At 70.6% G+C, this 16,749-nt stretch carries 18 protein-coding genes; 12 read left to right on the forward strand and 6 right to left on the reverse strand.

Annotation, left to right across the window (positions count from 1 at the left end):
- The first annotated feature begins 286 nt into the window (after positions 1 to 286).
- The 7 genes from GGR04_RS06020 (at position 287) to GGR04_RS06050 (ending at position 5,557) form a co-directional block, all read left to right on the forward strand.
- Positions 287 to 973 carry a GGDEF domain-containing protein gene (locus GGR04_RS06020; RefSeq protein ID WP_183198822.1) on the forward strand — a complete coding sequence of 229 codons (687 nt, stop codon included), beginning with the start codon at positions 287 to 289 and terminating at the stop codon, positions 971 to 973.
- Between the two features lie 213 nt (positions 974 to 1,186).
- On the forward strand, positions 1,187 to 1,876 hold the full coding sequence (locus tag GGR04_RS06025) for a DUF2161 domain-containing phosphodiesterase (RefSeq protein ID WP_183198824.1): 690 nt from the start codon (positions 1,187 to 1,189) through the stop codon (positions 1,874 to 1,876).
- A 161-nt stretch (positions 1,877 to 2,037) separates the two neighbouring features.
- Positions 2,038 to 2,640, forward strand: coding sequence for a YciE/YciF ferroxidase family protein (locus GGR04_RS06030; RefSeq protein WP_183198826.1), 603 nt, complete (start codon positions 2,038 to 2,040; stop codon positions 2,638 to 2,640).
- Between the two features lie 89 nt (positions 2,641 to 2,729).
- On the forward strand, positions 2,730 to 3,281 hold the full coding sequence (locus GGR04_RS06035) for a sigma-70 family RNA polymerase sigma factor (protein ID WP_183198828.1): 552 nt from the start codon (positions 2,730 to 2,732) through the stop codon (positions 3,279 to 3,281).
- Positions 3,271 to 4,047: an anti-sigma factor gene (locus GGR04_RS06040; RefSeq protein WP_183198830.1), complete on the forward strand. Its 777-nt coding sequence runs from the start codon at positions 3,271 to 3,273 to the stop codon at positions 4,045 to 4,047. The genes GGR04_RS06035 and GGR04_RS06040 overlap by 11 nt, the downstream gene beginning before the upstream one ends.
- Before the next feature lie 58 nt (positions 4,048 to 4,105).
- Positions 4,106 to 4,822, forward strand: coding sequence for a Bax inhibitor-1/YccA family protein (locus tag GGR04_RS06045; RefSeq protein WP_183198832.1), 717 nt, complete (start codon positions 4,106 to 4,108; stop codon positions 4,820 to 4,822).
- 81 nt (positions 4,823 to 4,903) lie between these two features.
- Complete coding sequence (locus tag GGR04_RS06050; RefSeq protein WP_246392675.1) at positions 4,904 to 5,557, forward strand: DUF2076 domain-containing protein; 654 nt, start codon at positions 4,904 to 4,906, stop codon at positions 5,555 to 5,557.
- Positions 5,558 to 5,965: 408 nt separating this feature from the next.
- On the opposite strand, the gene GGR04_RS06055 is transcribed toward GGR04_RS06050, so the two are convergent.
- The 3 genes from GGR04_RS06055 to GGR04_RS06065 form a co-directional block, all read right to left on the reverse strand.
- Positions 5,966 to 6,154 carry a ribosome modulation factor gene (locus GGR04_RS06055; RefSeq protein WP_183198836.1) on the reverse strand — a complete coding sequence of 63 codons (189 nt, stop codon included), beginning with the start codon at positions 6,152 to 6,154 and terminating at the stop codon, positions 5,966 to 5,968.
- A 190-nt stretch (positions 6,155 to 6,344) separates the two neighbouring features.
- On the reverse strand, positions 6,345 to 6,611 hold the full coding sequence (locus tag GGR04_RS06060; protein ID WP_183198838.1) for a hypothetical protein: 267 nt from the start codon (positions 6,609 to 6,611) through the stop codon (positions 6,345 to 6,347).
- Positions 6,612 to 6,778: 167 nt separating this feature from the next.
- The gene (locus GGR04_RS06065; protein WP_183198840.1) at positions 6,779 to 7,783 is read right to left on the reverse strand and encodes a hypothetical protein; all 1,005 of its coding nucleotides are present in this window, start codon (positions 7,781 to 7,783) and stop codon (positions 6,779 to 6,781) included.
- Between the two features lie 233 nt (positions 7,784 to 8,016).
- On the opposite strand from GGR04_RS06065, the gene GGR04_RS06070 reads away from it, so the two are divergent.
- The gene (locus GGR04_RS06070) at positions 8,017 to 8,688 is read left to right on the forward strand and encodes a response regulator transcription factor (protein WP_183198842.1); all 672 of its coding nucleotides are present in this window, start codon (positions 8,017 to 8,019) and stop codon (positions 8,686 to 8,688) included.
- 65 nt (positions 8,689 to 8,753) lie between these two features.
- Positions 8,754 to 10,256 carry a sensor histidine kinase gene (locus GGR04_RS06075; protein ID WP_210291631.1) on the forward strand — a complete coding sequence of 501 codons (1,503 nt, stop codon included), beginning with the start codon at positions 8,754 to 8,756 and terminating at the stop codon, positions 10,254 to 10,256.
- A 149-nt stretch (positions 10,257 to 10,405) separates the two neighbouring features.
- Here GGR04_RS06075 and GGR04_RS06080 read toward each other — a convergent pair whose 3' ends face one another.
- Together GGR04_RS06080 and GGR04_RS06085 are read right to left on the reverse strand one after the other, a co-directional pair.
- Positions 10,406 to 11,758 carry an anion transporter gene (locus tag GGR04_RS06080; protein ID WP_183198846.1) on the reverse strand — a complete coding sequence of 451 codons (1,353 nt, stop codon included), beginning with the start codon at positions 11,756 to 11,758 and terminating at the stop codon, positions 10,406 to 10,408.
- A gap of 13 nt (positions 11,759 to 11,771) precedes the next feature.
- Positions 11,772 to 13,040 (reverse strand): MFS transporter, encoded by a 1,269-nt coding sequence (locus GGR04_RS06085; protein ID WP_183198849.1) that lies wholly within the window; start codon positions 13,038 to 13,040, stop codon positions 11,772 to 11,774.
- A 325-nt stretch (positions 13,041 to 13,365) separates the two neighbouring features.
- On the opposite strand from GGR04_RS06085, the gene GGR04_RS06090 reads away from it, so the two are divergent.
- The 3 genes from GGR04_RS06090 to GGR04_RS06100 are packed head-to-tail and all read left to right on the forward strand — an operon-like array spanning position 13,366 to position 16,261.
- Complete coding sequence (locus tag GGR04_RS06090; RefSeq protein ID WP_246392676.1) at positions 13,366 to 14,175, forward strand: (Fe-S)-binding protein; 810 nt, start codon at positions 13,366 to 13,368, stop codon at positions 14,173 to 14,175.
- Complete coding sequence (locus GGR04_RS06095; protein ID WP_183198851.1) at positions 14,172 to 15,623, forward strand: lactate utilization protein B; 1,452 nt, start codon at positions 14,172 to 14,174, stop codon at positions 15,621 to 15,623. Before GGR04_RS06090 ends, GGR04_RS06095 begins: the two co-directional genes overlap by 4 nt.
- A complete protein-coding gene (locus tag GGR04_RS06100; protein ID WP_183198853.1) occupies positions 15,620 to 16,261 on the forward strand; it encodes a LutC/YkgG family protein in 642 nt (213 codons plus the stop codon). The genes GGR04_RS06095 and GGR04_RS06100 overlap by 4 nt, the downstream gene beginning before the upstream one ends.
- A gap of 57 nt (positions 16,262 to 16,318) precedes the next feature.
- Here the strand turns inward: GGR04_RS06100 and GGR04_RS06105 are convergent, their stop codons facing one another.
- Positions 16,319 to 16,717: a response regulator transcription factor gene (locus tag GGR04_RS06105; RefSeq protein WP_183198854.1), complete on the reverse strand. Its 399-nt coding sequence runs from the start codon at positions 16,715 to 16,717 to the stop codon at positions 16,319 to 16,321.
- Between the last annotated feature and the right edge of the window lie 32 nt (positions 16,718 to 16,749).

Raw genomic sequence — 16,749 nt, forward strand, 5'->3', positions numbered from 1 at the left:
TGACAGGCAGGTTTAGACCCATGGAGGGGCTCGTCGGCCCCAGGCGCCATGAGCGGACATCCGTCCCCCACGATCGCCATTCGACAGAGCGGGCATGGTGCATGCCCGGAACGACATCGGAGCAACCGTCACCAAGCCGAGCCTGAAATGCAGGTAGAATCGCCAAGCGGTTCGCCACTTGTCCGCAACGCTCATTTTTCAACAATGATTTCCAGCTAATGATTGCTAGCTAACGATAGGATCGGTGTGAGGGGCAATGTTCAGGGTCAAGAGCTGGCTTGACGTTTTGATCTACGCGAGCTTGATCAGCCTCGTGGCGATGAGCTGTACCGGCGGCTTCGTCCACCTCGTGACCTACTCGTTGCTTCCTCCCCCTGAATACGCTTTCGCCATGCTTCTGGCGGTCGGTCTGCCACTGATCATCGCCTTTCCGATCTCGATCCTGGCGCTGCGCATCGTCAAAATCATCACGGATGCCGTCGAGCGGATCGAGACGTTCGTTAAGTTTGACGCCTTGACCGGGGTCCTCGCCCGTTCCTATTTCATCGAGACGGCCCGCCAGCGCTTCGCCGAAGGCGGCGCCCTGTTGCTCATCGATGCCGACCACTTCAAGCGCATCAACGACACGCACGGCCACGATGTCGGCGACGAAGCGTTGAAGGTCATCGGTTCGACGTTGTCGCGCACCGTACCGCTGGAAGGGCTCGTCGGCCGTATCGGCGGCGAGGAATTCGCTGTCTTCCTGCCCGGCGTCGCCCATACCGAGGCGCATCGCGTCGCGGCAGCCATCTGCGCCGAGATGCGACGCAGCGGCAAGGTCGTCGCAGGCAAGCCGCTGGAGATGACGCTCTCCATCGGTCTGGCTCTGGTCGAGCCGGGCTCGACGGTGGCGATCATCCTGAAGCGAGCGGACGACGGTCTCTATCTCGCGAAGGCAGAAGGACGCGATCGTGTCGTGCAGATCCACCCGTGAACGAGGCGATGACGTGTTCACGGGAAAGCAGACCGTCGTCGTTCCACCCGTCTCCCGCACCGGCGGACGTCGCCCCACGACGATCGGCTTGGTCAAGGCCGGCACCACGGTCGGCGTGACACCGTCGATCCGTGCAACACCCCGCCTCGCTGACTTCCGCCCCGAAATGCCGTAGGTCCGGCGCTCCCGTCGTCGCCGGACCACAAGCCGCCTATGCTCGAGACCAGCCTCTACCTGCCCGTGAAGCGCTTTCTCGAAGGGCTCGGCTACGCGGTGAAGGGCGAGATCGGCGGCTGCGATCTTCTGGCCCTCGGCGAAGGCGAGCCGCCGGTGGCGGTGGTGTGCGAGTTGAAGCTGCAGTTCAATCTCGAACTCGTGCTGCAGGGCGTGGAGCGGGCGGCGGTGGCCGACGAGGTGTGGCTGGCCGCGCGGCTCTCGCTGCGCGGCAAGGGGCGCGAGGGCGACGCGCGGTTTCGCGGGCTCTGCCGACGCCTCGGCTTCGGGCTGCTGGCGGTGGATGGCGGGGGCACGGTGCATTTGCTGCTCTCGCCGGCGGCGCCCGCGCCGCGCCGCGATCCGCGCCGGCGCTCGCGCCTCGTCGACGAGCATCGCCGCCGCAAGGGCGACCCGGCGCTCGGCGGCTCGACGCGGGCGCCGATCATGACCGTCTACCGGCAGGAGGCGCTCGCCTGCGCCCGCGCGCTCGAAGCCGGGCCCTTACGCCCGCGCGACCTGAAAGCGGAGTCGGCGCGCGCGCAGACCATCCTCAAGCGCAACGTCTACGGCTGGTTCGCCAACCCCACGCGGGGGCTCTACGAGCTGACCGCCACGGGCCGCGAAGCGCTCGCGCGCTGGCCGGGCGAGGCGAAGCCGCCACAAGACTCCACGGAATCAAACCCTTGATCCCGATTCGTTTTTTCCGCTGAAACCCGTCGCGCGCGATGCGTAGCCGCGAGCGGAAATCGGGCGGCTCGGCGGGGGAACGCCGCCCCCTCTCGGCCCCTTCCCTGCCCATGGAAAACGCCGCGGAGGGCCGCGGCGACCGACATGGGGATACGACGGACATGGCCAAGGAAAAGACCCTCGCGGACGCCTTCTACGAGACCTTGAAGGACGTCTACTATGCCGAGAAGCAGTCGGTTAAGGCGCTGAAGAAATCCGCCAAGGCGGCGCAGGACGACGAGCTGAAACAGGCCTTCACCGACCATGCCGAGGAGAGCGCCACGCAGGTCGAGCGCCTGACGCAGGTCTTCGAGCTGATCGGCAAGCCGGCGCGCGCCAAGACCTGCGAGGCGATGACCGGCATCGTCTCGGAGATGGAGGAGGATCTCGAGGAGTTCGGTGGCACGCAAGCCGCCGACCAGGTCCTCATCGGCTGCGCGCAGGCGGTGGAGCACTACGAGATCGCCCGCTACGGCCTGTTGAAGACCTGGGCGACGAAGCTCGGCCATGACGAGGCGGCGGCGCTCTTCGCCGAGACGCTCGCCGAGGAGAAGGCCGCCGACCAGCGCCTCACCGAGATCGCCGAAGGGCTCGGCGACGCGGTGGCGGAGGCGGACGACACGGAGGCCGACGACGATCTCGAGATCGAAGGCGAGGACGACGACGCGGCGGACGAGACGCCGGTGAAGGCGAAGAAGCCGGCGCCGAAGAAGAAGGCGGCCTGATCCCAGGCTCCTCCGGGCGCCCTTCGCGCCATCAATGAAAAAATCGCGATGGCGGTGGATGGAAGTCCGCCGCCATCCGTATACGGGGCATGAGCGATCCCTCGCCCCGTCCCGACATCCTCTCGCAGCTGGCGCCGCTGCGCCGCTATGCGCTGTCGCTGACGCGCAACCGCGAGGATGCCGAGGATCTCGTGCACGACACGCTGCTGCGCGCCATCGAGCGCGAGGAGCAGTTCCGCCCCGGTCGCAACCTCCGCACCTGGCTCCTCTCCATCCTGCACAACCGCTTCGTCGACGGCGCGAGAGCCCGGCGCAGCGAAGCCGCCCGCGACGCCGAGTTCGCGCAAGGCACCCCGGCCGCAATGCCGGGGGCGCAGGAGCCCGCGCTGCGGCTGGCCGAACTTCGCCGCAGCTTCGCGGCGCTGCCCGAGGAGCAGCGCGCCGCGCTCCATCTCGTGGTGGTCGAGGGGCTGTCCTACGAGGAGGCCGCCGAGACGCTGGGCATTCCGCAGGGCACGCTCGTCTCGCGCCTGTCGCGCGCCCGCGTCCGGCTGCGCGCCGCCGACGAAGGCGAGGCGGAGAGCGAGACCGTCACGAACGTCATCCCGCTGAAAACGAGAGGAGGCCCGGATGTCTCTTGAGACCGACCCGATCCTCGAAGCCGATCTCGTCGCCTTCGTCGACCGGCAGCTCGCACCCGAGCGCCGCGTCGCCGTCGCCGCGCATCTCGCCGCCCACCCGGGTGAGGCCGCGCGGGTGATGGCCGATCTCGGCGATCGCGAGGCCCTGCGGCTGGCGCTCGCCGGCATGCCCTTCGTCGGCCGTGCCGCGACCGCCCAGGCCGCGCGCCGGCTGGAAGGGCGCCTGCGCCGTCGCCCGATCATGCGCCGCGTCCGCCAGATGGCGGCGCTCGCCTCGCTGGTCGCGATCGGCTGGTTCGCCCATGCCGAGATCGGCCCCCTCGGCATTCGCGAGAGCGTCGCTTCGGCGCCGGCGCCCGCCTTCGTGGCCGAGGCCGTCGCGGCGCACCGCACGGCGGCGCTGCGCGCCGGCATGAGCTCGCAGCCGGAAGCCACCCGGTTCGACGCCGCCGAGATCCTCGCGGCCACCGCCATCGCGATGCCGGCCCTGCCGGGCGACTGGCGGGTGCGCGACGTGCAGATCTTCCCCTCGCCGGGGGGCCCGAGCGTCGAGATGGCGGTGGAGACCGAGGATTTCGGTGCGCTGTCGCTCTTCGCCGTGCGGCCCGGCCGCTTCGACGTGATCGCCGCCGACGTCACCGCCGCCGAGGGCGCCACCGCCGCCTACTGGCAGATCGGCGACGTCGCCTATGCGCTGGTCGCCGACCGCGCGGAGCGTCGCGACCTGGAGCGCGCCGCGCAGACGCTGGCCGGCACGCTCTACTGACCCCGCGCGCCGCGTTCGCGCTCGCGTTTCCTTCCCCCCGCATGATGGAGATTGACCCATGAACACACCGCACCAGGGCTGGGGCGTTCGCGCCGCGCCGGTCGATGGCGCCCTCTTCGACGAGGGCCTGCGCCAGCACATGCTGCGCGTCTTCAACTATATGGGTCTCGGCCTCGTGGTCACCGGGCTCGTGGCCTTCGTGGTCGGCACCACGCCGGCGCTCTACGTGCCGATCTTCTCCTCGCCGCTCAAATGGGTGGTGATGCTGGCGCCGCTCGCCTTCGTGCTGGTCTTCTCGTTCAAGATCCAGACGATGTCGGCCGGCGCGGCGCAGGCCGCGTTCTGGGCCTTCTGCGCTGTCATGGGCCTGTCGCTCGCCTCGGTGTTCCTCGTCTTCACGGGCACGAGCATCGCCAACACGTTCTTCATCGCAGCTGCGATGTTCGGCGCCACCAGTCTCTACGGCTACACCACCAAGCGCGACCTCACCAAGATGGGCTCGCTCCTGATCATGGGCCTCATCGGCGTGGTGATCGCCTCGATCGCCAACATCTTCATCGGCTCTTCGGCGCTGCAGTTCGCGGTGTCGGTGATCGGCATCATCGTCTTCGTCGGCCTCACCGCCTGGGACACGCAGACGATCAAGGAGCAGTACGCCGAGAACGTCTCGGCCGAGTCGCGCCAGAAGATGGCGGTGTTCGGGGCGTTCTCGCTGTTCCTGAACTTCGTCAACATCTTCCAGCTGCTGCTGAACTTCACCGGCGAGCGCGAGTAGCACCGCCGTCGGCCAAGCTCCCACGGCGGGCCGTCGCTTCCGGTGGCCCGCCGCTCAGACGAGAAGGATCCGAGAATGGACATGAACGACCGTCAGGCCATCGAAGGCCTGTTCACCAAGCTCGACACGGTCGAGCGCCAGGGCGCCGGCCGCGACGCGGAAGCCGAGCGCTTCATCTCCGAGCGCATCGCGCGCCAGCCCGCCGCGCCCTACCTGATGGCGCAGACGATCGTGATGCAGGAGATGGCGCTGGAGAACCAGGCACGCGAGATGGAGGCCCTGCGTGAGCAGGCGTCGAGGCCGCAGGCTCAGAGCGGCGGCTTCCTGTCGCGCATGTTCGGCGGCGACAGCACGCCGCCGCGTGCCGCCACGCCGCCGCGCGAGGGCTACGGCGCGGCGGCCGGAGCTGCGGGCGCGGCGGCCGGCGGCGCCTGGGGCGCCTCGCAGGGCCGGCCCGGCGGTGGGCCGATGGGCGGTGGAATGATGAGCGGCGGCGCGGGCGGCATGATGGCCGGTCGCGGCGGTGGCGGCGGTTTCCTTGCGGGTGCCGCGCAGACGGCGATGGGCGTCGCTGGCGGCGTCCTCCTCGGCAACGCGCTCGGCTCGATGTTCGCCGGCGACGCGCAGGCCGCCGAGACCCCGGTCGCCGAGCCGACCGAGCCCGCCGTCGAGGAGACGGCGGCCGAGGACGAAGGCGGCTTCCTCGACGGCGGCGGCTTCGACGAGGAGATCTGACCCGCCGGCACCGGGCGGCTGAAACGCGGCTACCCCGCTAGCGCATGGGAGAAGGGGCGTCCGACCGGGCGCCCCCTTTTTCTTCCGGGTCCGATGCCTCGAGCATTCCGCCCGGCGGTGCTGGCGGACGAGGCAACGAACGGCGACGCACGAGAAGCGAACGGCCACGGTGTTTGCCGAAGCCGACATCGACAGACGTCGAGGGTCGGCGGCTGCTATCGGCCGACACGAGCGCCACGTCATCGACAGCCATTTCGCGAGCACGGTCGACCTGCGATCACGACGAAGGCACGCCGTGTGGTTTCAGAGCCTATTCGGCCAATCAACATTTGCCGGCTCGGCTTCGGGCATCCCGTCTCGCACAGCGGTCAGCACGCGGAAGCGGACCCGGCCTCCGCCGGAGGCGCCCTAGTGGCGCACCTCGGACGGGGACTGCCGATCGTCCGGAGTGTCATGGGCCGGACGGGCGTTCAGCCCCTGTGTCCAGCCGTCCATCCACTGGGTTCGCAGGGTCGAGCCCTTCGGATATTCGCAGGCGGATTTCGGAATGTTGTGGGCGAACGCGGTTCGCCCCTGCTGGAATGCGTCGGTTGCCATGATCCTGGCTCCTTCCCCGTTTCCACTCGCCGTCCATGCCGGCATGAGGGAAAAAACGGGGTCGAGGCCGATCCGTTCCCGGTCGGTCGATCGGCTTCGGCCAAAGTCGGGGCGAAGCATGGCCCGGCGGCGAGACCGCGAGGGCGAAGCCCGGACCAGCCCGGTGGATGGCCGGGCCGATGCGCGCCCGTCAGATGCGCAGGCCGGTTCCCAATCCCATCGAGGCGAGCATCACGGCGCTGTCGGGCTCGGGGCCGACGACCGGCGTCGCCAAGCCATCGCGCACCGCCATGACGGCGATCTCGGCGTCGTCGGTGTCGGGCACGTCGAAGAGTTCGATCAGGTCGTCGCCGGCGTCGAGGCGTTCGACCTCGCGCATGTAGAACCGCGCGTCGCGGAGTTGGCGGAAGGCCCGGAACGTGCGGGCATCATCGGTATCCATTCTCACGACGAACATGGCGGCACCTCCGTTCGAATTGAGGAAAAGTTAAGCACGAGTCTTACACGCCGCCAAGTCAGGCAAACCGATTCTTTTCCGTCCGCTTTTCGCTCTTCGAGGAGCCGGCGACGAGGAGGGCGGGCCCTCGCGAACCCGCCCTCCTCGTCTCGATCGCCAGTGTCGAATTAGCTGTCGAAGCGCTCCTTGCGCAGCGAGCCGTCCGCGTTGATCTCGACGCGCACCGACTTGCCGGCACCGTCCTTGGCATCGGCTTCGACGTGATCCTTCCGGGTCTCGAACTCGCCGACATAGGTGTAGCCGAGCCGTTCGATCGCGGCCTTGGCGGCCTCCTCGGTCATCGGCGCCCGGTAGGGCTCGCGCTCCGCCACGGCGTTGTCCTCGTCGACCTTCACCCGCCACGTCGCGCCGGCCGCATCCTTGGCGGTGAACTCGGCATGGTGCTTCAGCGTGTCGACGAGCTGGACGTCGGCATAGCCGGCATCGGTCAGCGCCTTGGCCGCTGCGTCCTCGTCGACGCCGCCGGAGAACCAGCCGCCGCGCGCCTCGGCGCGCTCGCCCTCCGGGCCGGGGCCACGCTCGTCGCCGGGCCGCGGGCCACCGTGGCGGCCGGGGCCGCGCTCGCCGTCCGGTCCGCGCTCCCCGCGGGGCCCACGCTCGCCGTCGGGGCCGCCACGCTCGAAGCCGGGACCGCGCGGGCCGTCACGGCCGGGCCCGTCGCGCCCCGGACCTTCGGGGCCGCGCAGCGCCACGCGCTCGCCGCCGGCCGGCGTCAGCGCGCTCGCCCGCACTTCGCCGCGACCATAGCGCCCCTCCACCGAGACGGTGTCGCCGACCTTGACGAGACCCTCGCGGGCCTCCGGGCCGGTGGTCACCAGCGTGCGGCCGGTGGCATCCTCGAGGACGAAGCGTTCGCCGAAGATCTCGACGACCCGTCCCTCCAAGCGGATGGCGTTCATGTCGCGCAGCTGGTTCACGGTGACGGCCTCGGTTCGGGGAGCGGCGGGAGCCGGCATCGTCGGCTGCGACGCGGCGGCGGGGGAAGCGGGAGGGGCGGCCGGCGCAGCGGGCGTCTGCGCGAAGGCCAGCGCCGAGCTCAGCACCAGCGGCGCGAGGATGGAGGCGGCCATCAGGCGGCGGCGGGTGGAGGCGGTCTTGGGGGTCGTCGTCACGGTCGATTTCCTTGTGGTGTGCATCGATGACCGGTTTCTAGCGCCCTGCCCGAAACCGCCCCTGAACGGCGCGGTTCAGATTGGGTTCAGCCGCCACGCCTAGAGCGGCGACACGTCTTGCCCACGCCCCTCGCGCGGCCGGGCGCATCCGCAGCGCCTTTCCATCTTGGCGCGGCCGACGCCGACGCCACCTTCCCGCCCGTGCGTTTCTCCCAGCCGAAAGCCCGCCGCCCATGCGTGTTCTCCTCGTCGAAGACGACGCCGCCCTCGCCGGCGAGATCGCGAGCGCGCTGCGCGCGGAAAACTTCGCGGTGGACCGCGCGGCCGACGGCGAGGACGGGCTGCATCTCGGCGACACCGAACTCTTTGATGCCGCGGTGCTCGATCTCGGCCTGCCCAAGCTCGGCGGCATCCAGGTGCTGAAGGGCTGGCGCGCGGCGGGACGCAACCTGCCGGTGCTCATTCTTACCGCTCGCGACGGCTGGTCGGACAAGGTCGAGGGCTTCAAGGCGGGGGCCGACGACTATCTGGTGAAGCCCTTCCGGGTGGAGGAACTGGTGATGCGCCTGCGCGCCCTCGTGCGCCGCTCGCGCGGGCACGGCGACGCGCGCATCGTCTGCGGCCCCATCAGCTTCGACGCGCAGGTCGGCACGTTCGAGCGCGACGGGCTGCCGCTCAAGCTCACGGCGCTGGAATGGCGGGTGCTCTCCTGCCTGATGCTGCGCAAGGAGATCGTGGTCGCCCGCGCCGATCTCATCGAGCGCGTCTACGAGGGCGACGCCGACGTCGACAGCAATTCCGTCGAGGTCATCATCGCGCGGCTGCGCCGCAAGATCGGCCATGCGATGATCGAGACCTCGCGCGGGCTCGGCTACCGGCTGACCGCCGAAGGCACGGCCCGGTGAAGCCCCCGGCCCGCCCGCCCGCCGCTCCCGCGCCGCCGAAGCCGGCTGCAAACGAAGGCGCCGGCTTGGCAAGACCGGCTGGCCGCAAGGACAGGCCGGCCGACTCCGGTCCGCCGCGCCCCTTGCGCTTTCGCTCCTTGCGCTCGCGGCTGGTGCTCTCGGCGGCGGTGTTCGTGCTCGCGGCAATCGTCGTCACCGGGCTGGTGATCTCCACCGTGCTCGATCGCTTCGTACGCGGCGAGGTGACGGGACGTCTCGATCTGCAGGTGGCGACGATCGCCGGCATCCTCGCCGCGCCCCCGCCCCCGCCGGAGGCACGCCGGGCATGGCCGCCCGCCGAGGCCGAGCCGGAGGCGCGCCGCGAGCCGGGCCGCCGCGAGGCGCGCGAGCGCCGACGCGACGCGCCGCCCCCCATCGCCAGCCTCGCCGATCTCGACGGGCCGCCCTTCGACCGGCGCCGCTCCGGCTGGTACTGGCGCGTGACGCGCGACGGGGTCGTGATCGCAAGCTCGCGGTCGCTCGGCGGCGGCGAGCTCGCCGATGTCGAGACGCCGCGCGAGGAGGGCCCCGCCCACCGGCTCGGCAGCGCCACCGGTCCGGGCGGCGAGGCGCTGGTGACGCGCAGCGCCCTGCTCGCCCTGCCCGGCGGCGCGGTGGAGATCGTCGCCAGCGCCCCGCACGCGGCGATCGCCGACCCCTTGCGCGACGCGACCCTCACGGTCGCGGCGACGCTGGCGCTCCTCGGCGCGGCGCTCATCGCGGCCATCGTAGTGCAGGTGCGCTTCGGCCTGGCGCCGCTCGAGCATCTGCGTCATGCGCTGGGCGCCGTGCGCCGCGGCGAGGCCGAGCGCATCGAGGGGCCGCAGCCCACCGAACTCGCGCCGCTCGCCGACGAACTCAATGCGCTGATCGAGCAGGACGCGGCGACGCTGCGCCAGGCGCGCCTGCACGTCGCCAATCTCGCGCATGGGCTGAAGACGCCGCTGGCGACGCTCTCGGCGGCAGCCGAGCGAATGCCCGACGAGGCCGCGCGCGCCGACCTTCTCGCCCTCACCGGGCTGATGGACCGCCGCATCCGGCATCATCTGCGCCGCGCCCGCTCGGCCGCGCTCGGCGGCCCGACGCGCCAGCGCAGCGATCTCGCCGCCCATGCCGGCGATCTCGCGGCGATGCTCGCCAAGTTCCATGCCGGCGCCGGCATCGCGATCGAGACCGGGCTGGAGCCGGGGCTCGCGGTCGCCGTCGACCCCGAGGATTGCGACGAGATGCTCGGCAATCTCCTCGACAATGCCTGCCGTCACGCCCGAAGCCGCGTCGTTCTGGCGACGGGCCGCGAGGGGCGCGAGGCCTTCGCGGAGGTGCGCGACGACGGCGCGGGGCTCACCGAAGGCGAGATCGAGGCGGTGCTGCAGCCCGGCCGGCGGCTGGACGAGACCACCGCCGGACACGGCTTCGGCCTGCCGATCACCGCCGAGATCGTGGAGCTCTACGGCGGCCGGCTGACGCTCTCGCGCGCGGCGGAGGGCGGCCTTTCGGCCCGACTGACGCTGCCCGTTCCCGCGGGCTGAGACGAGCGCTCGGGCGCGAACGTCGGAGACGTCCTGCGCCGGCTCCGTCGCCTCACGGCGGCAGTCGCACGCTTGCGCCTCTGTTGGCGTCCACCAAAGCGGGCGCCTTGGCTGCGGCTTTCAGCTGAATCCGCTCCTTCGCGCTGGATTCAGCTGAGGAACCAAGCCCCGAAGGCCAGCGTCGCGATCGTCACGGGAGCGCCCACCGCGAAGTAGGTCCAGAAGCCGATCTCGATGTTGTTCGCCGCCGCGCGCTCGGCCACGATGAGGTTGGCGACGGAGCCGAGCAGCGTGAAGTTGCCCGCCAGCGTCGAGGCCATGGCCACCGTGATCCAGGCCTTCGCGGGGTCGGCCAGCACCTCCACGAAGGGCCGGACGATCAGCACCGCCGGCACGTTGGAGACGATGTTGGAGAGCACCGCGGTGACGCCGGTCAGCACCCACACGTCGTCGAGGCTGAACGAGGAGACGCGCTGGATGATGTCGGGCGTCAGCACCGTGTGCTCGATCGCGGCGACCACCACGAAGAGCCCGGCGAACATGATGAGCAGCGCCCCGTCGATCTCGGCATAGACGCGCGAAGGCTTGACGCGGCGCGTGAGCATCAGCAGCCCGCCGCAGATGATCGCGACCTTGGCCACCGGCTGGCCGAGGAAGAACAGAACGATCATCGCGAGCGTCAGAAGCGTCGCCTTGATAGCCAGGGGCTTGTTCACATGGGCCTTGAGCCGAACCTCCGGCATCGTCGTCTTCGTCAGGAATTCCGAGCGATAGGCGACGACGACGATCGCGACGATGATCGCCAGCCCGACCAGCGCCACCGGCGCCAGCGATCCCGCGAACTGGCCGTAGGGGATCTTCGACACCGTGCCGATGATCATGTTCTGCGGATTGCCGGTGATGGTGGCGGTGGAGCCGACATTGGCGGCGAGCGCCACGCCGAGGAGATAGGGCACGGGATTGCGCTCCAGCGCCTTGGTCAGCTCGATCACAAGCGGCGTCATCACGAGGCAGATCGCGTCGTTGACGAGGAAAGCCGACAGGATGCCGGTCGCCAGCACCACCGCGACGAGCACCACCGCCGGCGAATGCGCCTTCGACACGGCGAAGGCGTTGACGAGGCGAAAGACGCCGGAAATGCGAAGGTTCGCCACCACGATCATCATCCCGAGCAGCAGCGCGATCGTGTCGAGGTCGATGGCCGCGAAGGCCTCCTCCATCGTCATCGCGCCGACGCCGACCATCAGCCCGGCGCCGAGCAGCGCCGCGCCCGCCCGGTCGAGCCGGGTGCCCGGCAGCTTGCCGATGGCGATCACCGCGTAGGTGGCGACGAAGATCGCCACCGCCGCTTGGGTGCGCCAGGGCGTCTGCGTCACCAGCGTCGTGAGTGCGCCGCGATAGACGAGCGCAAGCCCCGCGAGCACGAGGAGCGGCAGCGCGATCGCGACGATCGCCCCGGTGGAAAGGCCGCGAGCGCGCGGCGTCTCGAGGGTTTCGGTCATGGCGCCGCCGTCCTCAGGCCGCGCTCGGTTCGGCGACGCCGGCACCGGGTGTCTTGCCGCTCTCCGCCGCGTTCTCGCCGAGATGCGCGGTTTCCGGCATCGCGAAGAAGAAGACGAGGAGGCCGACCGCGGCGGAAGCGGCAAGGAAGAGGAAGGCCGGGCTGTAGCCGAGCTGCACCACGATGAAGCCGGCGACGGCGGTGGAGAGCGAGGCGCCGACGCCCTGCGCGGTGGAGATCGCGCCCTGCGTCACGTTGAAGCGGCCGGTGCCGCGAGTGAGGTCGGCCACGACCAGCGGGAAGAGCGCGCCGAAGATGCCCGCGCCGATGCCGTCGAGCACCTGGACGCCCACGAGCCAATAGGCGTTGTCGGAGAGGGTGAAGAGGAAGCCGCGCAGCGGCAGGATGGCGAAGCCGACGAGGAAGATCGGCTTGCGGCCCCAGACGTCGGCCTTGGCGCCGACGATCATCGCCACCGGCACCATCACCAGCTGCGCCGCGACGATGCAGGCGGCCACCAGCGTGGTGCCGAGGCCGGGAAGCTGCAGCGCCAGCTTCTGGCCGACGAGCGGCAGCATCGAGGCGTTGGCGAAGTGGAAGAGCGTGCAGCAGGCCGCGAAGATCAGCAGCGGCTTGGACTTCAGCAGCATGGCGAAGCCGGAGGGCGCGTCCGGGTCGTCGCCCTTGTCCTCCTCGCCCTTCTTCAGGCCGCGCGCGACCCCGTGGTCGATGGCGCCTGCGGGGATCTTCAGCGTCGCGGCGATCGACAGCACGGCGAGGCCGGCCATCAGCCAGAACACCACGATCGGCCCGAAGTAATAGGCAAGGACGCCGGCGAGCGTCGCGGCCACGGCATTGCCGGCATGGTTGAAGGCCTCGTTGCGCCCCACCCGTTTGGCGAAGGCCTTGGGGCCGACGATGCCCAGCGTCACCGCGGCGATGGCGGGGGCGAAGATGGCGCCGGCGCCCCCCGAGATCGCCTGCGTGATCGCCACGAAGGTGAAGTTCGGCAGCAGTGGCAGCGCGATCGAGGAAAGGGTGACGAGGATCGCGGCGATCACCAGCACCGTGCGCTTGCGCCGGGTCTTGTCGACGATGGCGCCGGCCGGCACCTGTGCCAGAAGTCCTGCGATGCCGCCGATCGTCAGCACCAGGCCGATGCTCGCCGCGTTCCAGTCCTGTTGGGAAATCAGATAGATCGCGAGATAGGGGCCGAGACCGTCGCGCACGTCGGCGAGAAAGAAGTTCAGGGCATCCAGCGGGCGTCGCGCGGTTTCGGCCATGCGGCAGTCCTTCGGCCGGACATCAGGAGTGCGATCGCGGTCCGGCCGACCGTGAACACCGTCAGGGAACATTATCGTCTCGAGAGAACTTCATCATTCGGCATGGTCAACGATTTTCGACCATGGAACGCGCCTTTCAATTGCTCGTGATCGTAATTCGTTCCCGGCGTCGGATCGTCGAATTGAATTTCGACGCCGTTCGACGGGTCGAACAGTGCTCCGGCTTGGTTCGTACGCCCCATCTTGCGCGGCGCCCCCGCTCGTTCCACAACGCCGGGGCGGGGGCCGGATGAGTTGCCGCGGCGACGACCGGGAGACGAGCGCCATGCCACCTGAGATGCCAGCCGCCGCCCGGCCAGTCCCCGCCAATCCCGCACCCACCCCGCCCCGCGTGGCTCTCTTCGTCACCTGCCTCGTCAACGTCATGCGCCCGCAGATCGCCGAAGCGACGCGCGACCTGCTGGTCTCCGCCGGCTGCGCGGTCGAGGTGCCGCTCGCGCAGACCTGCTGCGGCCAGCCCGCCTTCAATTCCGGTGACGAGGACGGCGGGCGCGCGATGGCCCGCCACCAGATCGCCGCGCTCGAAGGCTACGACTACGTGGTGGCGCCGTCGGGCTCCTGCGCCGGGACGATCCGGCACGAATACCCCGCGACGTTCCGCCGCGACCCCGCCTGGAGCGCGCGGGCCGAGGCGCTGGCGGCGCGCACCCACGAGATCACGTCCTTCCTCGTCGACGTGATGGGCTTCACGCCCGCGCCGACCCGATTTTCGGGCACCGCGACCTACCACGACACCTGCTCGGGCCTTCGCGAGCTCGGCGTCCACGACCAGCCCCGCCGCCTGATGCGCAGCGTCGAGGGGCTGGCGCTGGTGCCGCTGCCCGACGCCAACGTCTGCTGCGGCTTCGGCGGCACGTTCTGCGTCAAGTATCCCGCGATCGCCAACGCCATCGTCGACGAGAAGGCGGCGACGATCGAGGCGACGGGCGCCGACATCCTCCTCGGCGGCGATCTCGGCTGCCTCATGAACATAGCCGGCAAGCTGCAGCGGCGCGGCTCGCGCGTGCGCGCCTTCCACACGGTGGAGGCGCTGGCCGGGGGCCTTGCGGGCGCCGCGATCGGAGAGCGGCGATGATCGCAGCCCCCTTGCGTCCCGCCGCCGCCACGCCGGACTTCACCGCCCGCACCACCGACGCGCTCGCCGACGCCTGGCTGAAGACCGCGATCGACCGCACCACCGGCACCGCCCGCGCCAAGCGCGCCGCGATCGTCGGGCAATGGCCGGACTTCGCGGTGGCGCGCGAGCGCGGCAAGGCGATCAAGGATCATGTCGTCGCCCATCTCGGCCACTACCTCGCCGAGTTCGAGCGCAACGCGGCCGCCAGCGGTTCGGTGGTCCACTATGCCGCCACCGCGGACGAGGCCTGCCGCATCGTGGTCGAGATCTGCCGGAGTGCCGGGGCGCGCGAGGTGACGCGCTCGAAATCCATGCTCGGCGAAGAGATCGGCCTGCCGCATGCGCTGGAGGAGGCCGGCATCGGACGCACCGAGACCGATCTCGCCGAGCATATCGTGCAGCTCGCGGGCGAGCGCCCCAGCCACATCATCTGGCCGGCCATGCACAAGACGCGCGAGCAGATCTCTGTGCTCTTCAAGGCCCATCACACGGCCCCGCACGAGGAGGAGACGCCGGAGGCCATGGCCGCCTCGGCGCGTCGGCATCTGCGCCGGCGCTTCCTCGAAGCCGACGTCGGCATTTCCGGCGCCAACTTCCTCGTCGCCGACACCGGCTCGGTCTGCACGGTGACGAACGAGGGCAATGCCGAGATGACGACGACGCCGCCGCGCGTCCACATCGTCACGGCCGGCATCGAGAAGCTGGTGCCTTCGATGGGCCACGCCGCGATGATGCTGCGCCTTCTCGTGCGCTCGGCCACCGGCGCGGCGCTGACCCAGTACACGACCTTCCACACCGGGCCGAAGCGGGCCGGCGACCGGGACGGGCCGGACGCCTTCCACATCGTGCTCGTCGACAACGGGCGCACCGAGATGCTGGCGGGCGAGGAGATGCGCGCCATGCTCCGCTGCATCCGCTGCGGCGCCTGCATGAACCATTGCCCGGTGTTCAACCATATCGGCGGCCACGCCTATGGCGGCACCTATCCCGGCCCGATGGGCGCGGTGCTGACCCCCGTCTTCGACGGGCTGACGATGCAGACGCGCGACCTCGCCCATGCCTGCACGCTCAACGGGCGCTGCCGAGAGGTCTGCCCGGTCGACATTCCGCTGCCGACCCTCATCAAGGGCTGGCGCACGCGCTCGTGGCGCGAGGGGCTGGAGCCGCGCTCGATGCGCTCCGGGCTCGGCGTCTGGCGATTCCTTGCGCTGCACCCCGCGCTGTTTCGCTGGACGCTCGGTATCGGCGCGCGGGCGCTGCGGCTTCTCGGGCGCGGGCGCGGGCGCATCCATGCGCTGCCGGCGCTCGGCGCCGGCTGGACGCGCTACCGCGACATGCCCGAGCCCCCGCCCGGCCCGACCTTCCTCCAGGCCGAGGCCGCACGCCGGCGGGCGGCCGCGCGATGAGCGCGCGCGAGACGATCTTCGCCGCGATCGAGCGCGCCCTCGGCCCGGCGGGCGACGCACAAGCCATCCGCCGCGAGGCCGATGCGTTGCTCGCCGAGCCCGAGCGTGTGCGCCCGCGCCTGCCGGAGGGCGACCTCGTAGCGCTCTTCGCCGCCGCAGTGGCGCGCCTGCCGCCCGGCGCCAGCGTCGAGCGCATCGACTCGATCGAGGCGCTGCCGGCTGCCGTGGCAGCGCGGCTGGCTTCGCTGAACCTGCCGCCGGCGCTGAAGCTGCAGCCTGATCCCGCCATTCTAGCTCTCGACTGGGCGGGCGCCGGCCTCACGGCGCAGGAGGAAGTGGACGACCGCGTGGCGCTGTCGCTGGCGCGCACCGGCATCGCCGAGACCGCGAGCCTCGTGCTGCGGTCGGGACCGACCATGCCGATCCTCGACGCCTTTCTGCCGCTGCATCACATCGTGGCGCTGCCGACGTCCGGCATCGTGCCGCATCTGGAGGAGGCGGTGGCGGGCGCCGATCTCGCGGCCGTGCGCAATCTCGTGGTGGTCACGGGCCCGAGCGGCACCACCGACATCGAGGGCAGCCTGGTGATCGGCGTGCACGGCCCGGCGACGCTGCACATCGTCGTCTTCGAGGGATGACGCGCCCCGCGCGGCGCGATCCGCAGGCCCGAGCGGCGCGTCTTTTTCACTAGCCGGCTAAGCGGACGGCCCACCGAGAAGCGCGGCGAGCGACTGGTTGAGATCGCGCGTCGAATAGGGCTTGCGCAGGATCTCGGTGCCGCCTTCGCCGCGCCACACCTCGTCGAGAAGACCGGGATTGCCGGTGGCGAAGAGCACGGGAAGTCCTGGACGGATCTCGCGAAGCCGGGCCGCGAGCGAGGCGCCGTCCATGTCGGGAAGCGTCACGTCGAGGACGGCCGCGACGAAGGTATCGCCCGCTTCGAGACAGGCGATGGCCTCCGCCGCCTCGCCGGCCTCGCGCACCTCGAAGCCGGCCTCCTCCACCCATTCGGCCGAGAGGGCGCGGATCATCGGATCGTCCTCCACGAGAAGGATCTTGCCCCGGCGATCGGCTTCGTGTTCGGAGGCTGACATCGGCGATCACCATTCCCATCTGTGGCGGCGAA

The sequence above is a fragment of the Aureimonas pseudogalii genome, assembly GCF_014196835.1.
Taxonomy (GTDB): domain Bacteria; phylum Pseudomonadota; class Alphaproteobacteria; order Rhizobiales; family Rhizobiaceae; genus Aureimonas; species Aureimonas pseudogalii.